17 protein-coding genes are annotated in these 19,087 nt (G+C 41.2%); 8 read left to right on the top strand and 9 right to left on the bottom strand.

The features are described from left to right. The first annotated feature begins 55 nt into the window (after positions 1–55). Genes vxrA through ACFI6G_RS07765 form a run of 5 tightly spaced genes read left to right on the top strand, consistent with a single transcriptional unit; the run spans position 56 to position 4,439 of the window. A complete protein-coding gene (gene vxrA / locus ACFI6G_RS07785) occupies positions 56–1,528 on the top strand; it encodes a sensor histidine kinase VxrA (RefSeq protein ID WP_010429689.1) in 1,473 nt (490 codons plus the stop codon). After that, entirely contained in the window at positions 1,503–2,162 is a 660-nt protein-coding gene (gene vxrB / locus ACFI6G_RS07780) for a response regulator transcription factor VxrB (RefSeq protein WP_016767198.1), read from the top strand. The genes vxrA and vxrB overlap by 26 nt, the downstream gene beginning before the upstream one ends. After that, positions 2,162–3,049 (top strand): DUF2861 family protein, encoded by an 888-nt coding sequence (locus ACFI6G_RS07775; protein WP_016767199.1) that lies wholly within the window; start codon positions 2,162–2,164, stop codon positions 3,047–3,049. Before vxrB ends, ACFI6G_RS07775 begins: the two co-directional genes overlap by 1 nt. 50 nt (positions 3,050–3,099) lie before the next feature. Continuing rightward, entirely contained in the window at positions 3,100–4,245 is a 1,146-nt protein-coding gene (locus tag ACFI6G_RS07770) for a conjugal transfer protein TraF (RefSeq protein WP_462710215.1), read from the top strand. A gap of 41 nt (positions 4,246–4,286) precedes the next feature. Beyond that, complete coding sequence (locus tag ACFI6G_RS07765) at positions 4,287–4,439, top strand: YoaH family protein (protein ID WP_010429681.1); 153 nt, start codon at positions 4,287–4,289, stop codon at positions 4,437–4,439. Between the two features lie 536 nt (positions 4,440–4,975). Here the strand turns inward: ACFI6G_RS07765 and ACFI6G_RS07760 are convergent. The 5 genes from ACFI6G_RS07760 to ACFI6G_RS07740 form a co-directional block, all read right to left on the bottom strand. Then, the gene (locus ACFI6G_RS07760; RefSeq protein ID WP_371956739.1) at positions 4,976–5,242 is read right to left on the bottom strand and encodes a hypothetical protein; all 267 of its coding nucleotides are present in this window, start codon (positions 5,240–5,242) and stop codon (positions 4,976–4,978) included. 840 nt (positions 5,243–6,082) lie between these two features. Then, on the bottom strand, positions 6,083–6,625 hold the full coding sequence (locus tag ACFI6G_RS07755; RefSeq protein ID WP_010429678.1) for a hypothetical protein: 543 nt from the start codon (positions 6,623–6,625) through the stop codon (positions 6,083–6,085). A gap of 413 nt (positions 6,626–7,038) precedes the next feature. Continuing rightward, complete coding sequence (locus ACFI6G_RS07750; RefSeq protein WP_016785952.1) at positions 7,039–7,353, bottom strand: helix-turn-helix domain-containing protein; 315 nt, start codon at positions 7,351–7,353, stop codon at positions 7,039–7,041. A gap of 307 nt (positions 7,354–7,660) precedes the next feature. Further along, positions 7,661–7,972, bottom strand: a complete 312-nt coding sequence (gene yciH / locus ACFI6G_RS07745) for a stress response translation initiation inhibitor YciH (RefSeq protein WP_008221404.1) — start codon at positions 7,970–7,972, stop codon at positions 7,661–7,663. Between the two features lie 3 nt (positions 7,973–7,975). Further along, positions 7,976–8,344 carry a DUF3319 domain-containing protein gene (locus ACFI6G_RS07740; RefSeq protein WP_010429671.1) on the bottom strand — a complete coding sequence of 123 codons (369 nt, stop codon included), beginning with the start codon at positions 8,342–8,344 and terminating at the stop codon, positions 7,976–7,978. Positions 8,345–8,444: 100 nt separating this feature from the next. Here ACFI6G_RS07740 and ACFI6G_RS07735 point away from each other — a divergent pair, with 100 nt between their 5' ends. Next, complete coding sequence (locus ACFI6G_RS07735; protein ID WP_010429669.1) at positions 8,445–9,413, top strand: tyrosine-type recombinase/integrase; 969 nt, start codon at positions 8,445–8,447, stop codon at positions 9,411–9,413. Between the two features lie 164 nt (positions 9,414–9,577). Here ACFI6G_RS07735 and ACFI6G_RS07730 read toward each other — a convergent pair whose 3' ends face one another. After that, a complete protein-coding gene (locus ACFI6G_RS07730) occupies positions 9,578–10,573 on the bottom strand; it encodes a D-alanine--D-alanine ligase (protein WP_010429666.1) in 996 nt (331 codons plus the stop codon). A 180-nt stretch (positions 10,574–10,753) separates the two neighbouring features. Next, complete coding sequence (locus ACFI6G_RS07725; protein ID WP_010429664.1) at positions 10,754–11,317, bottom strand: SPOR domain-containing protein; 564 nt, start codon at positions 11,315–11,317, stop codon at positions 10,754–10,756. Positions 11,318–11,533: 216 nt separating this feature from the next. On the opposite strand from ACFI6G_RS07725, the gene ACFI6G_RS07720 reads away from it, so the two are divergent. Further along, a complete protein-coding gene (locus ACFI6G_RS07720) occupies positions 11,534–14,218 on the top strand; it encodes a bifunctional acetate--CoA ligase family protein/GNAT family N-acetyltransferase (protein ID WP_010429661.1) in 2,685 nt (894 codons plus the stop codon). Here the strand turns inward: ACFI6G_RS07720 and ACFI6G_RS07715 are convergent. Next, complete coding sequence (locus ACFI6G_RS07715) at positions 14,207–15,094, bottom strand: LysR family transcriptional regulator (protein WP_462710214.1); 888 nt, start codon at positions 15,092–15,094, stop codon at positions 14,207–14,209. The genes ACFI6G_RS07720 and ACFI6G_RS07715 overlap by 12 nt on opposite strands. Before the next feature lie 222 nt (positions 15,095–15,316). Here ACFI6G_RS07715 and ACFI6G_RS07710 point away from each other — a divergent pair, with 222 nt between their 5' ends. Beyond that, positions 15,317–17,464 (top strand): TonB-dependent hemoglobin/transferrin/lactoferrin family receptor, encoded by a 2,148-nt coding sequence (locus ACFI6G_RS07710; RefSeq protein ID WP_010429656.1) that lies wholly within the window; start codon positions 15,317–15,319, stop codon positions 17,462–17,464. Between the two features lie 358 nt (positions 17,465–17,822). Here ACFI6G_RS07710 and galE read toward each other — a convergent pair whose 3' ends face one another. After that, entirely contained in the window at positions 17,823–18,836 is a 1,014-nt protein-coding gene (galE, locus tag ACFI6G_RS07705; RefSeq protein WP_010429653.1) for a UDP-glucose 4-epimerase GalE, read from the bottom strand. Positions 18,837–19,087: the final 251 nt, after the last annotated feature.

The following is a 19,087-nucleotide window of genomic DNA, read 5'->3' as shown; positions in this document are numbered from 1 at the left end:
CACGCGGTTAAAAATTTATCTTTGATAGCGAATGGTATATATTTGTTTGATCTATATGAATTTGCGTTGGTTTGTGATCATCAAAAAAACATTGACTCTTCTTATTGCTACGTTATCAGTCTCAGTAAACGCCTTTGCTGACTCTTTGCCTGAGCGTATCGATAACTTTACCAAACTCTTTGATCATGAAACGGCCGTTGAATCTTATGATATTCGACTGCTTCAGGCTGATTATCCAACTCGGTTGATCATGCCATCTTCTATGCTGCCACAAACAGCAGAGTATCCGTTGAAAGACATCCAACGCCTATACCAATTATCTAAAACTTGCAGCGGAAAGTTGCCGTTAAGTCCTTTGATCACAGAGCCTTTAGTTTTCACTCGTGCATTATGTAAGGGAACGAAACTTTCCGACCGTTGGTTTAGTCGCAGTGGCTTGATTCACCCTGGTGGCGGCTCTTATGCTGCAAGGTACGTTGAGAAGTACCCAGAAAAGTTTGATGATTTGAAGCGCTTCATGCACATCCAAGAACGACCAAATACAGAGCATGACGAACTCTTATCGCGTTTACAACAAATGGATAACGAGGCCATAACCGCATTGTTAGCTGGCGCGAGTATGTTTGTTGAGCTTAATGAGATGTGGGTAAAACGCGGTGACCGCTACTATCTATACAAAGAATCGGTGTGGAATGAAAATGCAACGCTAGCCGGGTTGTCTTTCAGTTTGTCGTCAGAAGGCAACAGCTGTTTCGTGCAGCGCGGTAACGTGTGTTGGGAAATCGAAGATCATTCAGAACTGCTACAAGTCGCAATGTTTATCTTGGTTATCGCCAACATCATGCTGGTTTTAGGCTGGGCGGTTTACCGCTGGAATAGCAAAAAACAAGAAATGAAAAGCCGGATGTTGGTGCTTCAAATTTTAACGCATGAATTAAGAACGCCCATCGCGAGCTTATCTTTGACGGTTGAAGGGTTTAGGCGTGAATTCGAACACTTGCCAGAATCGGTATATGATGAGTTCCGTAGATTGTGTGAAGACACCCGTCGTTTAAGACAGTTGGCGGAAGCTAGTAAAGACTATTTGCAGTCGGATAACCAACCACTAGCCACTGAGTGGGTGCCAAGTGTTGAGGAGTGGTTGCAATATAAAGTTGAAGAAGATTTCGCACCGGGAATTGAGTTACGTGTGAATAAAGACATTGCTGCAAAAGTGAACGTATATTGGTTAGGAACGTGTATCGACAACCTAATCAGAAACGCCGTGAAGTACGGTGTGGCTCCAGTGATACTAGAACTGAATACTTCTGACAAGAAGCTGACATTCAAAGTTATAGATAATGGAGACTTATCCCGCAAAGATTGGGGACAGCTAAGAAAGCCATTCGTTAGTAAGAGTGGACTAGGTTTAGGTCTGACAATAGTTGAATCTATGGTCGGAAAAATGGGCGGTCACATGACGCTTATTGGCCCCCCAACAACATTTATTTTGGAGATACCTTGTGAAACAGACATTGCTTCTCGTTGAAGATGATAAAAATTTAGCTGACGGTTTATTAGTTAGCCTTGAGCAAGCTGGATATGAATGTTTGCATGCTGAGCTGATCTCTGAAGTTGAAGGCTATTGGGAACAAGCGGATCTGGTTATTCTAGACCGTCAACTTCCTGATGGTGACTCAGTAGATTCGCTTCCAAGCTGGAAGAAAAAGAAAGATATCCCGGTTATTTTGTTGACGGCTCTCGTCACAGTAAAGGACAAAGTAGCGGGCCTAGATTCAGGCGCGAACGATTACCTAACTAAGCCATTTGCAGAAGCTGAGCTTTTCGCTCGAATTCGCGCCCAACTTCGCCTACCAGACGCTGAAGAACAAGATGACTCAAAAGTTATCGCTCAAAATCTTGTTATTGATAAAGCGACTCGTGAAGTGTTCTTTAATGAACAAGAAATTACGCTAACGCGAACAGAGTTTGACCTACTATTGTTCTTAGCAAGTAACCTTGGCCGTGTATTTACACGTGATGAGCTGCTTGACCACGTTTGGGGTTACAACCATTTCCCAACAACGCGTACTGTAGACACACATGTTCTTCAACTAAGACAGAAGCTGCCAGGTCTAGAAATTGAAACGCTACGTGGCGTTGGTTATAAGATGAAAGCATAATGAAAAAAGCCTTACTTCCACTATTAATGCTGTCGAGCGTTATAAACACGGCGCACGCAGCGGATTGGTTTAAGAGCAGCGACGCTCTAACTCAAGTTCACAAGCACCTGTTAGATAACGACTTGTCTCAGATGTTTGATTCGTTAGTGGAAGTTTGGCAAATCAACTCTTCTCAATCTCGAGAGGATCACCTCAATGAACTGTTCGCTCAAGCGTTGAACAAAGATTGTGGTAAAACCCTAACCAAGAAGACCTTACCTGATTGGATAAGTTCGGTAGTTGTCAAAAGACACATCATTCAAAGCCCTGGACGTGATACGTTTCGAGTAGCGATTGATGTTGAATCTAAAAACAACATTCAAGACATCACCTTTGAAAAGTGGGTTGATAGAGTTGTTTCGTCTGATAGTGAATTCTCCAAAGACGACGAACTCGTCAATAACGCATCAGCAAGCCTTTACCATAAGCGTTATAATTTAGCGTCTCAACTAGATTCGGGCCTGTATCGTGTAAGCGTTAAAGATGATGCAGGAAACTCGTGGAGCACTTGGGTTATCCTTGGTGAAATTGTCATGCGCCAACAAGTTCGTTGGGCATCAAAAGACACGTGGCGAATCGATAAAAAAGAACTGCTAAATCCATACTGTCCGCTACCTAAGCTTGAAGTCGGTTTGTACGATTATGTCGACGAACACTACGATAAGGTGTGGGGTAAGAGTTACGAATCTGATTATCCAATGAGTTTGACGGGCGAAGAACTGCCTAATGATCGTTATGTATTAGCCGTTTCGATGGTGCATTCTCGCTGGCAAGGTGACATAGCGATAGAACAAGCACAAACTATCAGTAAAACTTATGATATTTCTAGCGAAGAAGAGTTAAAGTAATTTAGAATTGTGCCGTTAACTATGTAAGGGATCTCACAAAGATAAACGGCATGAAAAAAACTACAAAACTACTCGCAGCGTCAATTGCATTCGCCAGTCTTCCTCTTTCAGCAGCAAACTACGCCATTGAAGCGCGTGGTGATGCGATGGGTGGTGTTGGTGTTGTTTCAGCAAACTTCCTAACAGCTCCATTCTATAACCCAGCACTGGTTGCTATCTATCGTCGTAATGATGATATGGGTATGATCACGCCAAGTTTTGGTGGTAGCTATAACGACCCCAACGACATGAAATCGAACATTGATAGTGTTGTTGACGCATCAAGCACCGCCGAGTTAGATGCTGCTCTTAATAAACTAGACGGAAACCAAGCCAATGTTGAGCTGGGTGGTGTGGTCGCATTTGCGCTTCCTAATCAATTTGTCGCGGCAAACCTTTTCGCTAAAGCTTACACAGAATCTTTCGCGACGCCGAATGTTTACACCACAGGTTCAGATGCAGATAAAATCGAGTTGTCTACCGTTGAAGCAGTGTCTATTGGTGTAACTGAGGTTGGCCTTTCTTTAGCTAAATACCAAACCTTTATAGGCCAACACATTTCATTTGGTATCACACCAAAGATCCAACGTATATACACATACAACTACGTTGCTTCAGTTAATGATTACGACTTGTCTGATGTGAGAGAGAACAGTGATGGAGAAACTGCCTTTAACATGGATGCTGGTGCACTTTGGTTCTTCGGCCCGTTCCGAGTCGGCGTTGCGGCAACTAACTTAATCTCTAGAGACATTGAAACCAAAGATACAACTAAAACACTGACGAGTACTGGTGGTGCAATGCACCAAGTCGGCGGTAAATACACTTACCAACTTGAGCCAGTTTACACAATTGGTGCGGGTATCGTTTCTGACTACTTTACGTTAAGTGTTGATTACGATTTGAATGAGACTGAAAAATTCACATCGTTTGATGACAACGAACAGATGATTCGTATCGGTACTGAAGTTGATCTGTTGCGTCAGCTAAAGCTAAGGGGAGGGTACTACAAGAACCTCGCTTACTCTGACTCAGAAGGTACTGTCACAGCCGGTATTGGTTTGTCACCGCTAAATTTATTCCAGCTAGACATCAGCGCTAACTACACGAATGAAAACGCTATGGGTGCTTCAATCAATTTCCTTGCTAGTTACTAATACTCCTTATATGATTCTGCTCCTAAACAAAGGAGCAGAGCATGTTAAACGACTTACCAACCCTTTCTCACGAAGAACAACAGAAAGCTGTTGAACGAATTCAAGAAATGATGACTCAGGGCATCAGCACAGCACAAGCTATCAAAATGGTTGCTGAGCAAATTCGTGAAGAAATGAGTAAAAAAGAAGAGTAGGGCATCAGCCCTTCTTTTTTAACACCTTAATGCACTATAACTAAATATATTGCCCTCTAGCATATTATCTCGTACATACCCACTCTTTAGTCACCCTAATTTCCAGCCTAATCAAAACCCTTAAATTTAGTCAATTCAGCAAGTTACAGCGGAGTAATTTACTTTACAGGCTTTTCTCGGTTTATATTTGTAATTAAATTACAGCAAGATATGAAAGTAAAACAATTGCTATTTTTAGGTGTCAGCATTTGTGTCAGTGGTTCAATGTATGGTGTTTTTTAAGACTAGTGACGTTGTGACTTCTTTTTTTAGCGGATACGAGTACATGAATGTTTATAATCAGACAAATGAGGATTTCATATAAGAACAGTGCGAGATAAGTGACGACGGTAATGTTTAAAACCGATACCGCGAGTGACTTACCACCGCTTAGAGCAAGCTTTACTAGCCAAATACGCGTCTTTAAGAGCAAGTGTTTAGGAGACTTAGAGGCGTAGGGAGCTGTTTATAGAGGGATACGTATCAAGCAGAGAATGCTATCGATGACGTGATAACATATGCGTTATTGCAATGCCGATGGTGAAAGCGCGCTTAGAGGTGTCCGAATCGAACGTAGAGAGATTGAGCCCTTTACCTTGGGTCGATATAACGAACTCTAAACTATAGGTCCGTTCAAAGTCACACTGTAACTTAATGCCATCCTCTGACTTATGTAATGAGCCTACGGTACCACCATCGTGGTCTCTGTCTGTGTTAACGCGTATAGGGTATTTGTCTGGTGTAATAACGTAGCTCTTATTCATGAGCGTATTAAAAGAGATCAACGACACTAGAGTGATTGCGAGTCAAAAAATCGAAAGGAATATGTTGAGTTTTCGGAATGCTTTGTCACTCATTATATTACCTGCGCACGTGACGTGAATGTTATGCCGTTGGCGCAGTCCGAGGCTCTATTGATTAGCCTCGGTGGAATCTACATACCCACACTTACTTTATACAGGAAAGAGATAGGTTGAACCTGTAATTAAATCAAATTGAAGCGATATTACATTGATTTTGAATGGAATTTGAGCAAAAAGTGCGGTTTTTACGGGGTGTAAAGATTGTACTGTTTATTTATACAGTGTAACTGGCAGCGTATAGCGTTGTGTGAAAATAAAACTAAACACATGTTTATACGGCTAGACTTGATTCAGTATTAGAACATGCAAAGCTTATTACTTTTCAATCTTTGCATGCGCTTTAGTTGCAGTGTCACTTTTATATGGCTGGAGTTATAATTAGGACTTTTATGAGCCTCAACCTTTATCGATATCGACTTAAATCATTGTTATTAAATGGTTTATTGACTAAAACCTGTACCGTATTCGTGCTACAAATTTGATAATTCTACTTCTCAAAACTTTTTCGGCTAACAACTTAAACAACGTTGTAGAAAAGCGAACCAAAGTTTTAGGAGCCAGTTTATGGGAAGCCTTTAAAATTAACTACAGTCTAATTGCTTATAAAGTTACGTTAAATGAAATAAGTCCTTACTATTCATCGTCTTTACGATTGACTGGCTCCTTTAGTTTTGCAATCACATAGAATATAAGATCTATGGTGGTGTTAGCTTTTTTTAAACTTTCATTAGTAGATGAGCTTTAGAATGACCAGCCGAGGGATAGGCCTGTCCATTTTATGTCCACAGTAGTTAAATTCATCACATCAACGTTTTGCTTCTGTAAGCTCGCGTCAAGGTACAGGCCATGCTTTCCTAGATAGCGTATTCCTAAACCACGGCTGATACCGAAATCCGAAATGTCTACATTTCCATAATCTTCCTTGTAAGAACCAAAACCAAGTTTGATGTAAGGAACTATTTTATATTCACTTTCAGACCACAACGATACAACATCAAATCCAGCATTGAAGTTTAAGTCAACTAATGTTGCGTCGTAATAAGTGTTGGTTGACTTGTTATAGCTAAATTCACCGCCAAGTAAAAATCCGCTGTTAGGTATTTGGTTCGTATAACCGATCTTAATACCATTGTATTCTGAATACTTATCATCTAAAGCTTGGTAACCTACGTAAATCCTGTCGTATGATGTGTTTTGGTCGGGTGTTGTTTCATTGGAGTAGGCCGACAACGATGAAAATATGCCGAATGTCAAAGGGACAAGTATTTTAGAACGATTTTTCATTAAATATGATAACCAATTTGATTTGTTTGAATAGCGTAAACTAGCGGTTTTCTGCTTGGCTAGATGAGAGGCGGCACATATTACTTAGAGTTAATATGTCATACAAATCGTTTTGCTCATGCTTAAACTTCGGCATTTCCGTGGGTTTAGTTTAAGCACTAACATTACACAATAGCCATCCAGCTACGTATTATGTCTGGTTATATCTAATGGTGCATATCTACTTAACTCAATACAACCTATTGTATTTAAAGCGTTATAATTGAAGTATCGTGAAGTTAATTTTTCGATAGTTTGAGAGTCAAACGACAAAGGAAAAGTCGCTGATAGGGATTCAGTCTTAGTTAGATATTAAGACTTCGACACACTTACTTTTGGTGATAGTCAACGTTAGAAATTGACGGAGTGTCTCTCTAAGACTGATAGATTTGTAGTTCAGTCAATTTTTCTAGTGCGAACGTTGGTGAGAAGTCGCTGTAGTTTTCACGGACAAGGCTTAGCACCGAGTTTCGATAACCACTTGAATAACGATGATTGCTAGGCTTACCGCGAGCGCGATGAGCCAATCCGCTCGCACCGTATTTACGAAGTCGGTTCATCAGGCGTTGGATGTGACGGACACTCAAGCTGAGGATCTCGGCAGCATCGGCCCGACGTATCCGTCGCTGACACACATCTTCAATTACTTTAAAACGATTGATCTCTGAATCACTCATAGTCACCAGCATGTTGTTATGTCCATAGCGTTTACCAATATCAATTAAGCCTAGTGGTGATGAGCTAAAGGGACATTTTAACTTTGGGAAATAGTGACATTACAACTTTGCGCTTACAGCCTAAGTGCGCATTATGTACGTTATGTTAAATATGATTTGACGTTTATAAGGCAGGTATCTTTGTGTGATGCCCTGCCCTTATTTGGTGTCGGTATTCTCTGATTTATACTGTGTATTTAACCATGTTGGCTATTTACCATAAAATACCTAATAACCAGTGATAATAATCTTCGATTTTACCCCTGGCATTAGTTAGAGCTTAACCGCCAGCAAACTTAACTTTGTAGCCTTTCTTTTCAAGGTGCGCTTTAATCTTGTCGCGAGCGTCGCCTTGAATCTCTATGTTGCCATCTTTTACAGAGCCACCGCAACCACATACTTTTTTAAGTTCTGCAGCCATTAGTTTCAATGGTGCGTCATCTAGATCTAAGCCTGTTACGACAGAAACGCCTTTGCCTTTGCGGCCTTTGGTTTCTTTTTGGATTCGAACGATACCATCGCCTTTAGGACGTTGGACTTTCTCTTCTTCAGGTTTAATGCGACCTGTTTCTGTTGAATATACTAGGCTCATAAATTACTTCTTTTGTTGCTCTGCTTTTTGTTTAGCGAGTAAGTAAGCTTCTATATGACGTTGGATTGCAATTTTGCCGCCTTTAATTAAGCGACCGTTAAACATGCAATACCACGCATTAGGCTCTCCGGTGTCATTCTTTATCTGGTAGCCGTTAAAGTTTTCACTTGCGCCGCCAGCTCCTCTGGACTTACTTAACGCTGTGAACTCTTTTGGATCAATAATAGATGCGGTGTCAATCCACCAATCAATACTCTTCTTCACGGCAGCTAGATTGCCTTGAATAACATTGTTTTTTAACTTCGCACGCCAAACCGTGTTATTTGCATCTATCGACTGAAGATGGACGCTTCGGTAAATTGAATTAGCCATATCTATTAATCATCTTTTTGTTTTCACTGCATTAATCATAAGTATACTTTTAATGATATCAAGCATAATATGGTAAAAACAGCTGTTCAGGTACGGTAATTTGAGAAAAAAAGTCCCTATTTTAACTGACTTTGTGACAATTAATTCATTTGTTGAAAAATTAAACAGCAAAGCGACAATTGAAATTATAGATGAGTTAACAGGACATCAGTACTCTCATAATTCACTGTTAGGTATCTATAGTGATTGGAATCGCTACCATGCGTTCTGTACTAAACATCGTATCAACACACTCCCTGCATCTATTACTGCTGTTCGTCGTTTCCTCGAAACTGAATCCAATGACAGAAAGTACGCCTCTCTAAAACGTTACACTGCAACACTTAGTTTGTTGCATACTGTGCTTAACTTTGCCAACCCGATTAAACATAGGCAAGTTCGCTTTACCCTACTCCACTTGCAAGCTCAAATGGCCGGTGACGCTAAACAAACTAATGCGATGACATCTGCACACCTGACTGAATTGAACATGTTGCTTTCTCATCAAAAAGCAAACTTAAAAGAGGTTCGTGATATTGCTATCTATAATGTGATGTTCGAGTGTGCGTTAAAACGTTCTGAGCTTAAAGCGTTAAAGATGAATGATATCGAGAGTTACGATGAAGGCTATCAGATAACCATTAAGGATTCGGCTTACAAGCTGTCACAAGTGGCTAGTGTTGCACTACAGCGATGGCTTTCTTTTACTGGTTCAGAAGATGAACTTCCTATGTTTCGTGCAATAGATAAGCACGAAAATATTAGGCTTCAACCTTTGGATGATTCTTCTATATACCGAATATTAAGAAGAGCGAGTGATATACTAGGTTTAGCAGATAACCACCATTTTTCAGGTAACTCGATTCGTGTGGGTGCCGCACAAGAGTTATCAAAACAGGGTCTTAAGGTAAGAGAGATTCAGGATTTTGGACGTTGGCTCAGTCCTGCAATGCCCGCGCAATATGTGGGCTATACCGGTACTGCTGAGAGCGAGAAAATGAAATTTAAAGCGATTGTACCTTGGCAATAAGTTGATAATGCAAAGGTACAACCGCTAACGAGATCAGCAAACGCATAACGATCAAATTATCGCGTGACCCAAGGTATGACTTGTTATAAAACGGCTAGTTCCTTGTTGATCAAGCTCAAGGCACTATGCAGATAACCGTTTAGATTCGTTTGGTATAAAGCGAACTAAGCAAGACTGGTTCTTACGCAGTTTTCTAAGAACTGGCTAAATTTATGTCCATCGTGTTCAACCATTTTAGGGAACATAGAAATTGGCGTCATACCTGGGAAAGTATTGACTTCATTTAGGTAGATCTCGTTGTCTTGCGTTAAGAAGAAATCAATACGAGACAAGTGACGTAGCTTCATTTGTGTAAATACTTTGCGTGCACTGTCTGCAATCAATTCACGCTGCTCATCCGTTAGATTACTTGCTTCCACTTCAGTGATTGAGTGACTGTCTGCGCTGTATTTCTCTTCATATGAGTAGAATGCGCCATTTGGTGCAATCACTTCGCCTGGCTTACTAATGTGTAGCTCACCATCGATTTCATATGCGGCAACTTCTAGCTCTCTTGGTACGACTGACTTTTCAATAAGTACTTGATCTGAGAAGGTAAACGCCTTATCGATCGCTTCACTCAGTTCTTCAACTTCATTTACCTGGTAACAACCAACAGAAGAGCCTTGGCGAGCGGCTTTTACGAAGACTTTCCCCCAAGTTTCAAAAGCTTGGGTTGCTTGTGCGTGTGTTTGTTCTGTGTTGTCTGATAGGAACAAGTAAGGTGTGTTTGGGATACCAAGTGCATCGTACCAAAGCTTTGAAGTGATCTTGTTAAAGCTATTGTTACTCGCTTCAGAGCCACAACCTAGATACGGAATCTTAGCCATTTCAAACAATGACTGGATGTCACCTGTTTCGCCAGGAAACCCGTGAATACAAGGTACAATGAATTCGACTTTAGACTCGAAGTTATCGCCACGTAGTGTTTGATCGTTAATATCAAGGTAAACTAATTCACCAGAATCTAGACACCAACCTTCACTCTTAATTTCAACTCTCACAACGTTAAAATCAGCAACGCTGTCGAGCTGTGCAAAAAGATAATTGGCTGAAACTAAAGACACTTCATGCTCTGAAGATCCACCGCCGCAAAGAAGAAGGATGTTTGTGGTGTTCATGGGTAAATTCGGTCCTTGAAACTAGGAATACTGACTTCAATGATAAACAAAAGTCGAAATAGGTACAGTGTTTTGAAAGCTAAAATCGCCATCTAAAGATCGAGCGATTAACTATTAGACAAAACGGCTCGTCATAAAACAAAAGAAGGAGCAATTTGCTCCCTCTTTCTGAATTAAAACTTAGTTTAACTTGTTAAGCGTTGGGTATTCAGAGTTCTTGATGTCATCAATGCTCTTAACGAATGGTTTCAGATTTTGGAAAGTTGCTGGCAGGGTCGAAATTGCTTTCTTAGCTTCTAAGCGTGTCGCGTAGTCACCATAAAGAACTGTGAACCACTTAGTACCGTTAACCATTTTGTAGTTTTCCCAAACGGGTTGTGAAGTCGTTGGTAGCATTTTCACGAAAGAGTCGACCTTGCTCTGGCTGCCAACAGCAACGACTTGAACCGTGTAACCAAAGCGCTGGTTCATATCTTGTTGTTTCTGAGTTGGACCAGTCACTGTTGCTACTGGCTTAGTTCTCGTTGTTTGAGTCACTTTTTGTTCAACAGGCTCTGACTTAATAACGTTGACGACATTCTCTTCTACAACGCCTGTTTGCTCAGACTGAGATACAACTGGAGCTTCAACTTTGGCAGTTTTGTACTCTTCTTGATAGCTATCTGAAGTTACATTTGTAACGTAATCGTCTGATACACATGCAGCCAAGAGCAGTGGCAAAGTCACAATTGCAAATTTTTTCATGGAAAGCTCTATATCCTTAATAATAATTACTATAAATCATGCCGATACGTCGGTTTAGAATCAAGTTAACTTTGATATTATACACCATTAGTGGGTGACCTATTTCACAAACTTTATGCAGTGTTTGCTTATTCATCTTAATTCGGTGAATTTGCCATCAACCCGCAAGGGGAAAGTAAGTTACGATGAACTTACGTGCATTGCTAGGATATGTCTATGAATCATCTTGATCCCCTACTTAAACCCCGTTCGATTGCCGTTGTTGGTGCTTCCCAACAAGAAACACGAGCGGGATATATCGTTATGAACAACCTATTACACGGGGATTTCAAAGGTGCAGTGATGCCTGTTACGCCAAAATACGACTCTGTTGCTGGCGTACTTTCTTACAAGAACATTCTATCGCTTCCTATCGTTCCTGACCTCGCGGTTTTATGTACTAATGCTATGCGAAATGTGGCCATTTTTGAAGAGTTAGCTGAGAAAGGCATTGCCTCCGTGATCGTTCTGTCATCAGACATGCACCAAATAAGTGACAACGGCGAAACAATTGATTCTCGATGCCTAACTATAGCCAAAAAACATAACATCCGAGTGCTTGGCCCAAATAGCCTTGGCATCATTGTTCCGTGGTTAAAGTTGAATGCCTCTTTCTCTCCCGTGACTGCGCTGCCCGGTAAAATTGCTTTTGTTTCTCAATCTGCCGCTGTTTGTACCACCATTCTCGATTGGGCGAACGACAAAGAAATCGGTTTTTCTGCATTTATCTCGATCGGCAACGGCAGTGATATTGAGTTCTCTGAACTGTTGGATTATCTCAGTACTGATTCTCACACTGAAGCCATCTTGCTTTATGTTGACAGCATTAAAGATGCAAGACGCTTTATTTCGGCTGCGCGTGCAGCATCTCGTAACCGACGAATTCTGGTGTTGAAAGGAGGTCGAACAGCGAAAGGTCGAGCCGCTGCCATAGCGCATACTGGTGGTGCTGACACATTAGATATTATCTATGACTCAGCTATTCGACGTAGCGGTATGTTACGAGTTAAGAACTTACATGAGCTGTTTGCCGCGGTAGAAACACTGACTCATTCGGTGCCCTTACGTGGCGAGCGTCTTGCTATTGTTACCAATGGTGGTGGCCCCGCAATTATGGCCGTGGATACTTTATTTGATCGTGGCGGCAAACTCGCTGATTTATCAGAACAAACACTAGAAAAATTAAACAAAGTCTTGCCATCGAGTTGGTCACACAGCAACCCGATTGATATTGTTGGTGATGCGGGTGATCAGCGTTATATCGATACACTAAATGCACTACTCGACGGGGATGAAGCTGACGCGATTCTTATTATGCACAGCCCTTCTGCGATTGCTCATTCAGCCCAGACAGCTGAGCGAATTATTAAAGCAATTAAAAAACACCCTCGACATAAGCGATTTAACATTCTAACCAATTGGTCGGGCGAGCTGACAGCAAGGCCTGCAAGAAAACTTTTTACAGAAGCCGGGATTCCAACGTATCGAACACCAGAAAGTTCAGTCGTTGCTTTCATGCACTTGGTCGAATACAGACGTAACCAACGCCAATTGATGGAAACACCGACCACAGCTGAGAAAGTTCATATTGAAGATTTAGCTGATGCGAGAAATTGGATAGAGCGACAACTACTGGATAAAGAAACAGTTAGTCTTGATACTCACCAAAACAGTCAGTTTTTCAAACACTTCAATCTTGATGTCTTACCAACTTGGATTGCTTCAGACCCAAGTGAAGCGGTACACATTGCTGAAACGATTGGTTACCCAGTTGCCGTTAAACTTCGTTCTCCAGACATTGCGCATAAATCAGATGTGCAAGGTGTAATGCTCAACTTACGAAACAGTAATGAAGTGGCTAATGCTGCTCAAGCGATCCTTGATCGTTCTCAGCTGTCGTACCCTACGGCGCATATACATGGTTTGTTGATTCAAGGAATGGCGAAACTCGCGGGCGGGCAAGAACTACGTGTAAAGGTCACAACCGATGAGACTTTTGGCCCTATTATTTTACTTGGTCAAGGAGGTTCAGAGTGGGATGAATCGATTGATGCGGCAGCTGCATTTCCACCACTTAATATGACACTGGCTCGTTACCTAATCATTCGAGCAATAAAAAGTGGCAAAATTCGTCTGCAAAAGCTTCCTAATCCGATTGATATAGAGGGACTCTCAGAACTGCTGGTTCGTATATCTCAAATGGTGGTTGATTGCCCTGAAATACATGATTTGGATATCCATCCAGTACTAGCCAATGGAGACAAGTTCACAATATTAGACGCAGATATTATCTTGAAAGCTTATGAAGGTGATCCTCAAGAACGGTTGGCAATACGTCCTTATCCTGTAGAGCTCGAAGAAAACATTCAACTCAAGGATGGCACAGAGGTGCTGTTACGCCCTATTCTCCCTGAAGATGAACCACTTCACGCAGACTTCATTAATAGAGTATCGAAAGAAGATCTTTATAAGCGTTTTTTTAGTGATGTGGGTGAATTCAATCATGAGGCATTGGCTAATTTTACTCAGATTGATTTCGACAGAGAAATTGCTTTTGTGGTTGTTCGCAAAGAACAAGGTGTTCCGGCTATTATCGGTGTATCAAGAGCGCTAATTAACCCAGAAAACACAGATGCAGAGTTTGCGATATTAATTAGGTCTGATCTGAAAGGTGTCGGATTAGGTCGAATTCTTCTGACTAAAGTTATCGACTACTGCCGAGCAAAGCAGACCAAGCAAATGTCTGGGATGACGATGCCAACGAACAGAGGCATGCTAACACTAGCTCAAAAGTTGGGGTTTGAGCTAGATATTAGTTTTGAAGACGGTACTGCGGATATGGTGTTGCCGTTACTTGAGTGACCATGTCTTTTTAATGTGCTGAATACACCATGATTTGGCGTCGCCCATTTTATTGCGTCGCCAAGCCATGACGATATCAATAGCTTGGGGTTCCGTTCCTACAATTCGCTGAAGCACACCAGATTCAATCAGTGGTTCCGCGATAACACTCGGTAAAGTGCCTATGCCTAACCCTGTTGTTAGAGCTTCTACTTTTGCTGGGAAACTCGTTACGGTTAAGCGTGGTTGTTTTTCTAATATATTAATACTTAGTGCGGGTTGATCGCGTGCTGTATCGGCAATTGCAATAACCATGTAACTTTCTCTGGCCTTCTGGTCGAACTCACCAGAACGTTTGTGAACATAATGGTTTGATGCTGCCACCCAAACCATTTCTATTTTACCTATTACGTCACTTTTAATGTCGTTTGGAATCGTATCAAGCTTTGGGCACACAAGTAAGTCAGCTCGGCCATCGGCCAGAGATTCCCAACATCCAGCTAAGATTTCTTCTTGTAAACGAACGCGTGTTTTACTGATTTTACCTAGTTCATCAACCAGTGAGAAAAAATTACTAATCGGAATAATACCATCAAAGGCGATAGTTAGATCTAGCTCCCAACCATTAGCAAGAATACTCGCATCGTTAACGAGTTGTTCAGTCGCACCAAGAATTATCCTGCCTTGTTCTAGTATTAACTGCCCCGCTTCCGTGAAATTTGCACGATGCCCAGACCGATCAAAAATCATGATGTCTAGATCTTGCTCCAACTTCTGAATTTGGTAACTCAATGATGATGGCGCTCGGTCCATTTCATTCGCTGCTGCGGCGAAACTTCCACGACGATCGATAGCATCTAGTATGTGTAATGCTTCAAGTGTTATTGGGCTATGCATAGCTTTCCTACTATAAATTGAGATTTACATCACAAAAACAGAAGCATTCACAAAATGAATGGAACTGAATAAGTCTTTTTAATACAAGTGATTAAGAGCATTAATTATGAATTAGTTGATAAAGTTGAAAATTAATTAAATGCAAATAATAGTAATTATCATTTAGATCCAATATCATCTTCGCAAATCAAGATAATACTATGGAACTAAGGTAACTATCAGATGTATAAGCAATCCCTACTCTCTGCTTCAATCGTTTTAGCGCTTTCATCAACGTCAGCCTTTGCTGAAGATTATGCCCTATTTGATGAGGTTGTTGTATCCTCGACGCGCACGAATCAAACACTTATCAATACAGCGGCTTCTGTTGCAGTCATCTCCGATGAGCAAATCGAAGAGAACATGGCAAAAAATGTTAACGAAATCTTCGAATACACTCCAGGTGTAACGATGAACTCGAGCTCTCGACAAGGTGCACAAACCATCAACATTCGTGGCATGGAAGGTAAGCGCGTAAAGATTTTAGTGGATGGCTCATCGCAACCAGGTTCATTTGATGGTGGCCCTTACGCATTTATTAACTCTAGCGGTATTTCAATCGATCCCGATATGCTGAAAAGTGTCGAAATTATCAAAGGTGCGGCTTCAAGTTTACACGGAAGCGACGCTATTGGTGGTGTTGTCGCCTTTGAAACTAAAGACCCTTCTGATTTCTTAAAAGATGGAGAAGACTTTGGCGGTCAAGCGAAACTGTCTTACTCTTCAGAAGATAACTCTTTCAGTGAGCACGTTGCATTAGCTAATCGATTCGATGACCTAGAAACATTGGTAGCCTACACTCGTCGAGATGGTGAAGAGTTGCAAAATTTCCGTAACCCTAACGACTTAGAGAACTACGCTGTAGAAGGTCAAGATACTTCAGCAGATAATCTTTTGGTTAAGTTGCAATATCAGTTAAACGAAAGTCATCGTATCGAGTTTTTAGCTGAGCTAATCAAAGATACTTCAGACTCTGACATCTACCACTCAAGCTACGATAGCTATACAGGTGCTGATGACACAACGCAAAATCGATTCGCTATTAAGCACATTTGGTTCGCTGATGGCACAATTGCCGATACTGTAACGAGTAAAGTATCGTACATTTCCAAAGAAGAGAATGGTGTAACTAAGCGCTTTAAACCTGCAGGCCCAGGTATGCCACCTTGGGTACCAGCTAACAACGACAACTTACAAACAAAAGACTACGAGTACACTGAAGATAAGCTTGAAATCGAGACTCAGTTAGATAAAGAAATTAATAACCATTACCTAGTGTATGGTGCAACTTATACACATAGTGACATCAGCAACACCAATATGGAGTATAACTCTGATCCTGCTACTGATAACCAACTTTATGTATATACTCCAGATGCTAAGGAGCAAAAATTTGGCTTGTTTATTCAAGACGAAATTAGCTTAGTGAATGACAAACTTATTGTTACCCCTGGTGTACGCTTTGACTATTTCTCAACTGATCCTGGTAACAACACCACTGAGACGTTGAGTGATTTCTCAGATTCTGCGGTAACTGGTCGTTTAGGTTCAACATACAAACTTACAGATACAGGCACTATTTTTGGCCAAATTAGCCAAGGCTTTAGAGCCCCTTCTTTTGATGAACTTTACTATACATATGATAACCCTGGACATGGGTACGTAAATGATCCAAATCCAGATCTTAAATCAGAAACCAGTATTTCATACGAGCTAGGCTATCGTCACAACACTCAAGCTTCATCATCTGAAATCGCGGCCTACTACAGTGACTACGATGACTTTATCGAGACAGTGGTTACGAAAAAGGTTGGTGGAACAACGCACTATTCTAACGTTAACTTGGATTCGGCAACGATAAAGGGGATTGAATTCTCGAACACGTTACTTTGGGATGTCTTGGTTGGTGCGCCTAAGGGTATTTCAACTCACTTCGTAGCTTCATACACAGAGGGTGAGGACGGAAACGGAAATGCACTAAATAGTGTTAACCCTTGGAATGCGGTGTTAGGTCTTAACTATGATGCGCCAAACCAAAATTGGGGTACTAGCGTTAAGTTAAACTACACAGCTGACAAATCTGGTTCAGACATCAACTTCGATGACGAAAGTGGCGGTAACGCAGGCCAGGCTGAGCTTCCAAGCGCAACAGTTGTTGATTTAACAGCTTACTACAAACCAATGAAGGATCTGACGATTCGTGGTGGTGTGTTCAACTTAACTAACGAAGAGTACTACCGTTGGAATGATATTCGCGGTGATGATGAACTTTACAAAGAGAACACTCAAGCGGAAAGAAACTACGGTATTTCAGCTAAATACGAATTCTAACTCGTTAGAAAACTTAACGACAGAATCTGATACAGCAGAAACTAAAAAGCCAGCTTAATTGCTGGCTTTTAATTTATTTCACTAAAAAATTGTATAAAAAAGGTAATAAGTGAAATTACTTCTCTGCCATCTCTTTTTTAACCATTACTGCAGCAGCAACGATGAAAGTGATGATTAGGCCTAGTTCCATGATTAACTCCAAAGAAAATTAACATTAAACATATAATTCGCGAGCATAATAACACAGCGGATACAGAATGATACTTTTTAACCACTAATTTACTTTTTATTCGATTAAGATCAAAAAAGATGCCCGAAAGCATCTTTTAATTTTTGAATCATTCACGAAACCACTAGGTTAACCAGGGAATCCATTCGGGTTTGTTGACTGCCAGCGCCATGTATCTTCGGTCATTTCAGCCAATGTGCGGCTTGCATTCCAGCCCAGTTCTTTCTGAGCTTTAGCTGGATCTGCCCAACACTCTGCGATGTCACCAGGACGGCGTTCAACTAGCTTGTAAGGGATCTCTTTACCGCTTGCTTGTTCGAATGCTTTAACCATGTCTAACACACTTGAACCGTTACCCGTACCAAGATTGTAGATATGAAGACCATCTTTGCGCCCTACTTTCTCCAGTGCTGCAATGTGCCCATCAGACAGGTCCATAACGTGGATGTAATCACGTACGCCAGTACCGTCTTTTGTTGGGTAATCGCTACCAAATACAGACAGGAATTCACGTCGGCCAACAGCTACTTGAGATACGAATGGCATTAGGTTGTTTGGAATACCTTGTGGATCTTCTCCTAACTCACCACTGGGATGAGAACCAACAGGGTTAAAGTAACGCAACAAAGTGATGCTCCAATCTGGGTTTGCATTTTGGAAATCTGTTAAGCACTCTTCAACCATTAGCTTACTGCGCCCGTAAGGGTTAGTCGCACTTGTTGGGAAGTCTTCAGTAATTGGTACACTTGCAGGATCACCGTAAACGGTCGCTGACGAACTAAAGACCAACGTTTTAACATTAGCCTCGCGCATCGCATCAACAAGAACTAACGTACCATTAACATTGTTGTCGTAGTATTCAAGAGGCTTAGCAACTGATTCACCAACTGCTTTTAAACCCGCAAAGTGAATAACTGCTTCGATGTCGTGTTGTTTCATCGTCTCAGTTAAAAGCGCTTTATTGCGAATATCACCTTCAATGAAGTTAGGGCGAACACCAGACACTTTCTCGATACGTTCTAGAACGCTTGGTTTGCTGTTGTACAAGTTATCAAAAAGCACAGGCGTCATGCCTGCATTGATCATTTGGATACTTGTATGACTACCAATGTAGCCCATGCCACCTGTAACTAAAACATTCATGTTTAGCAGACCTTTTAATTAAAATATTCAACCTATCACTTATGATACAACAACTTACAGTGAGTTCACAAACGCCTAGTTTCATTGATGCTCTTTAAAGAGCATCAACTGGCCACATTCTTTTCATTTGGCTCAATATATCGTGTGATTATGTTGAGTGGTCCAGTCACAAAATTTAGAATCGAACATTCTTTAACCGAACATTAAGCGTTCACTCTGCATTAATAATGAGTGCTAGATTAACAGTAGTA

It is taken from the genome of Vibrio sp. PSi01, assembly GCF_054960695.1.
Note: the sequence above shows the minus strand (reverse complement) of the source record. Positions and strands in the feature narration are given on the sequence as shown.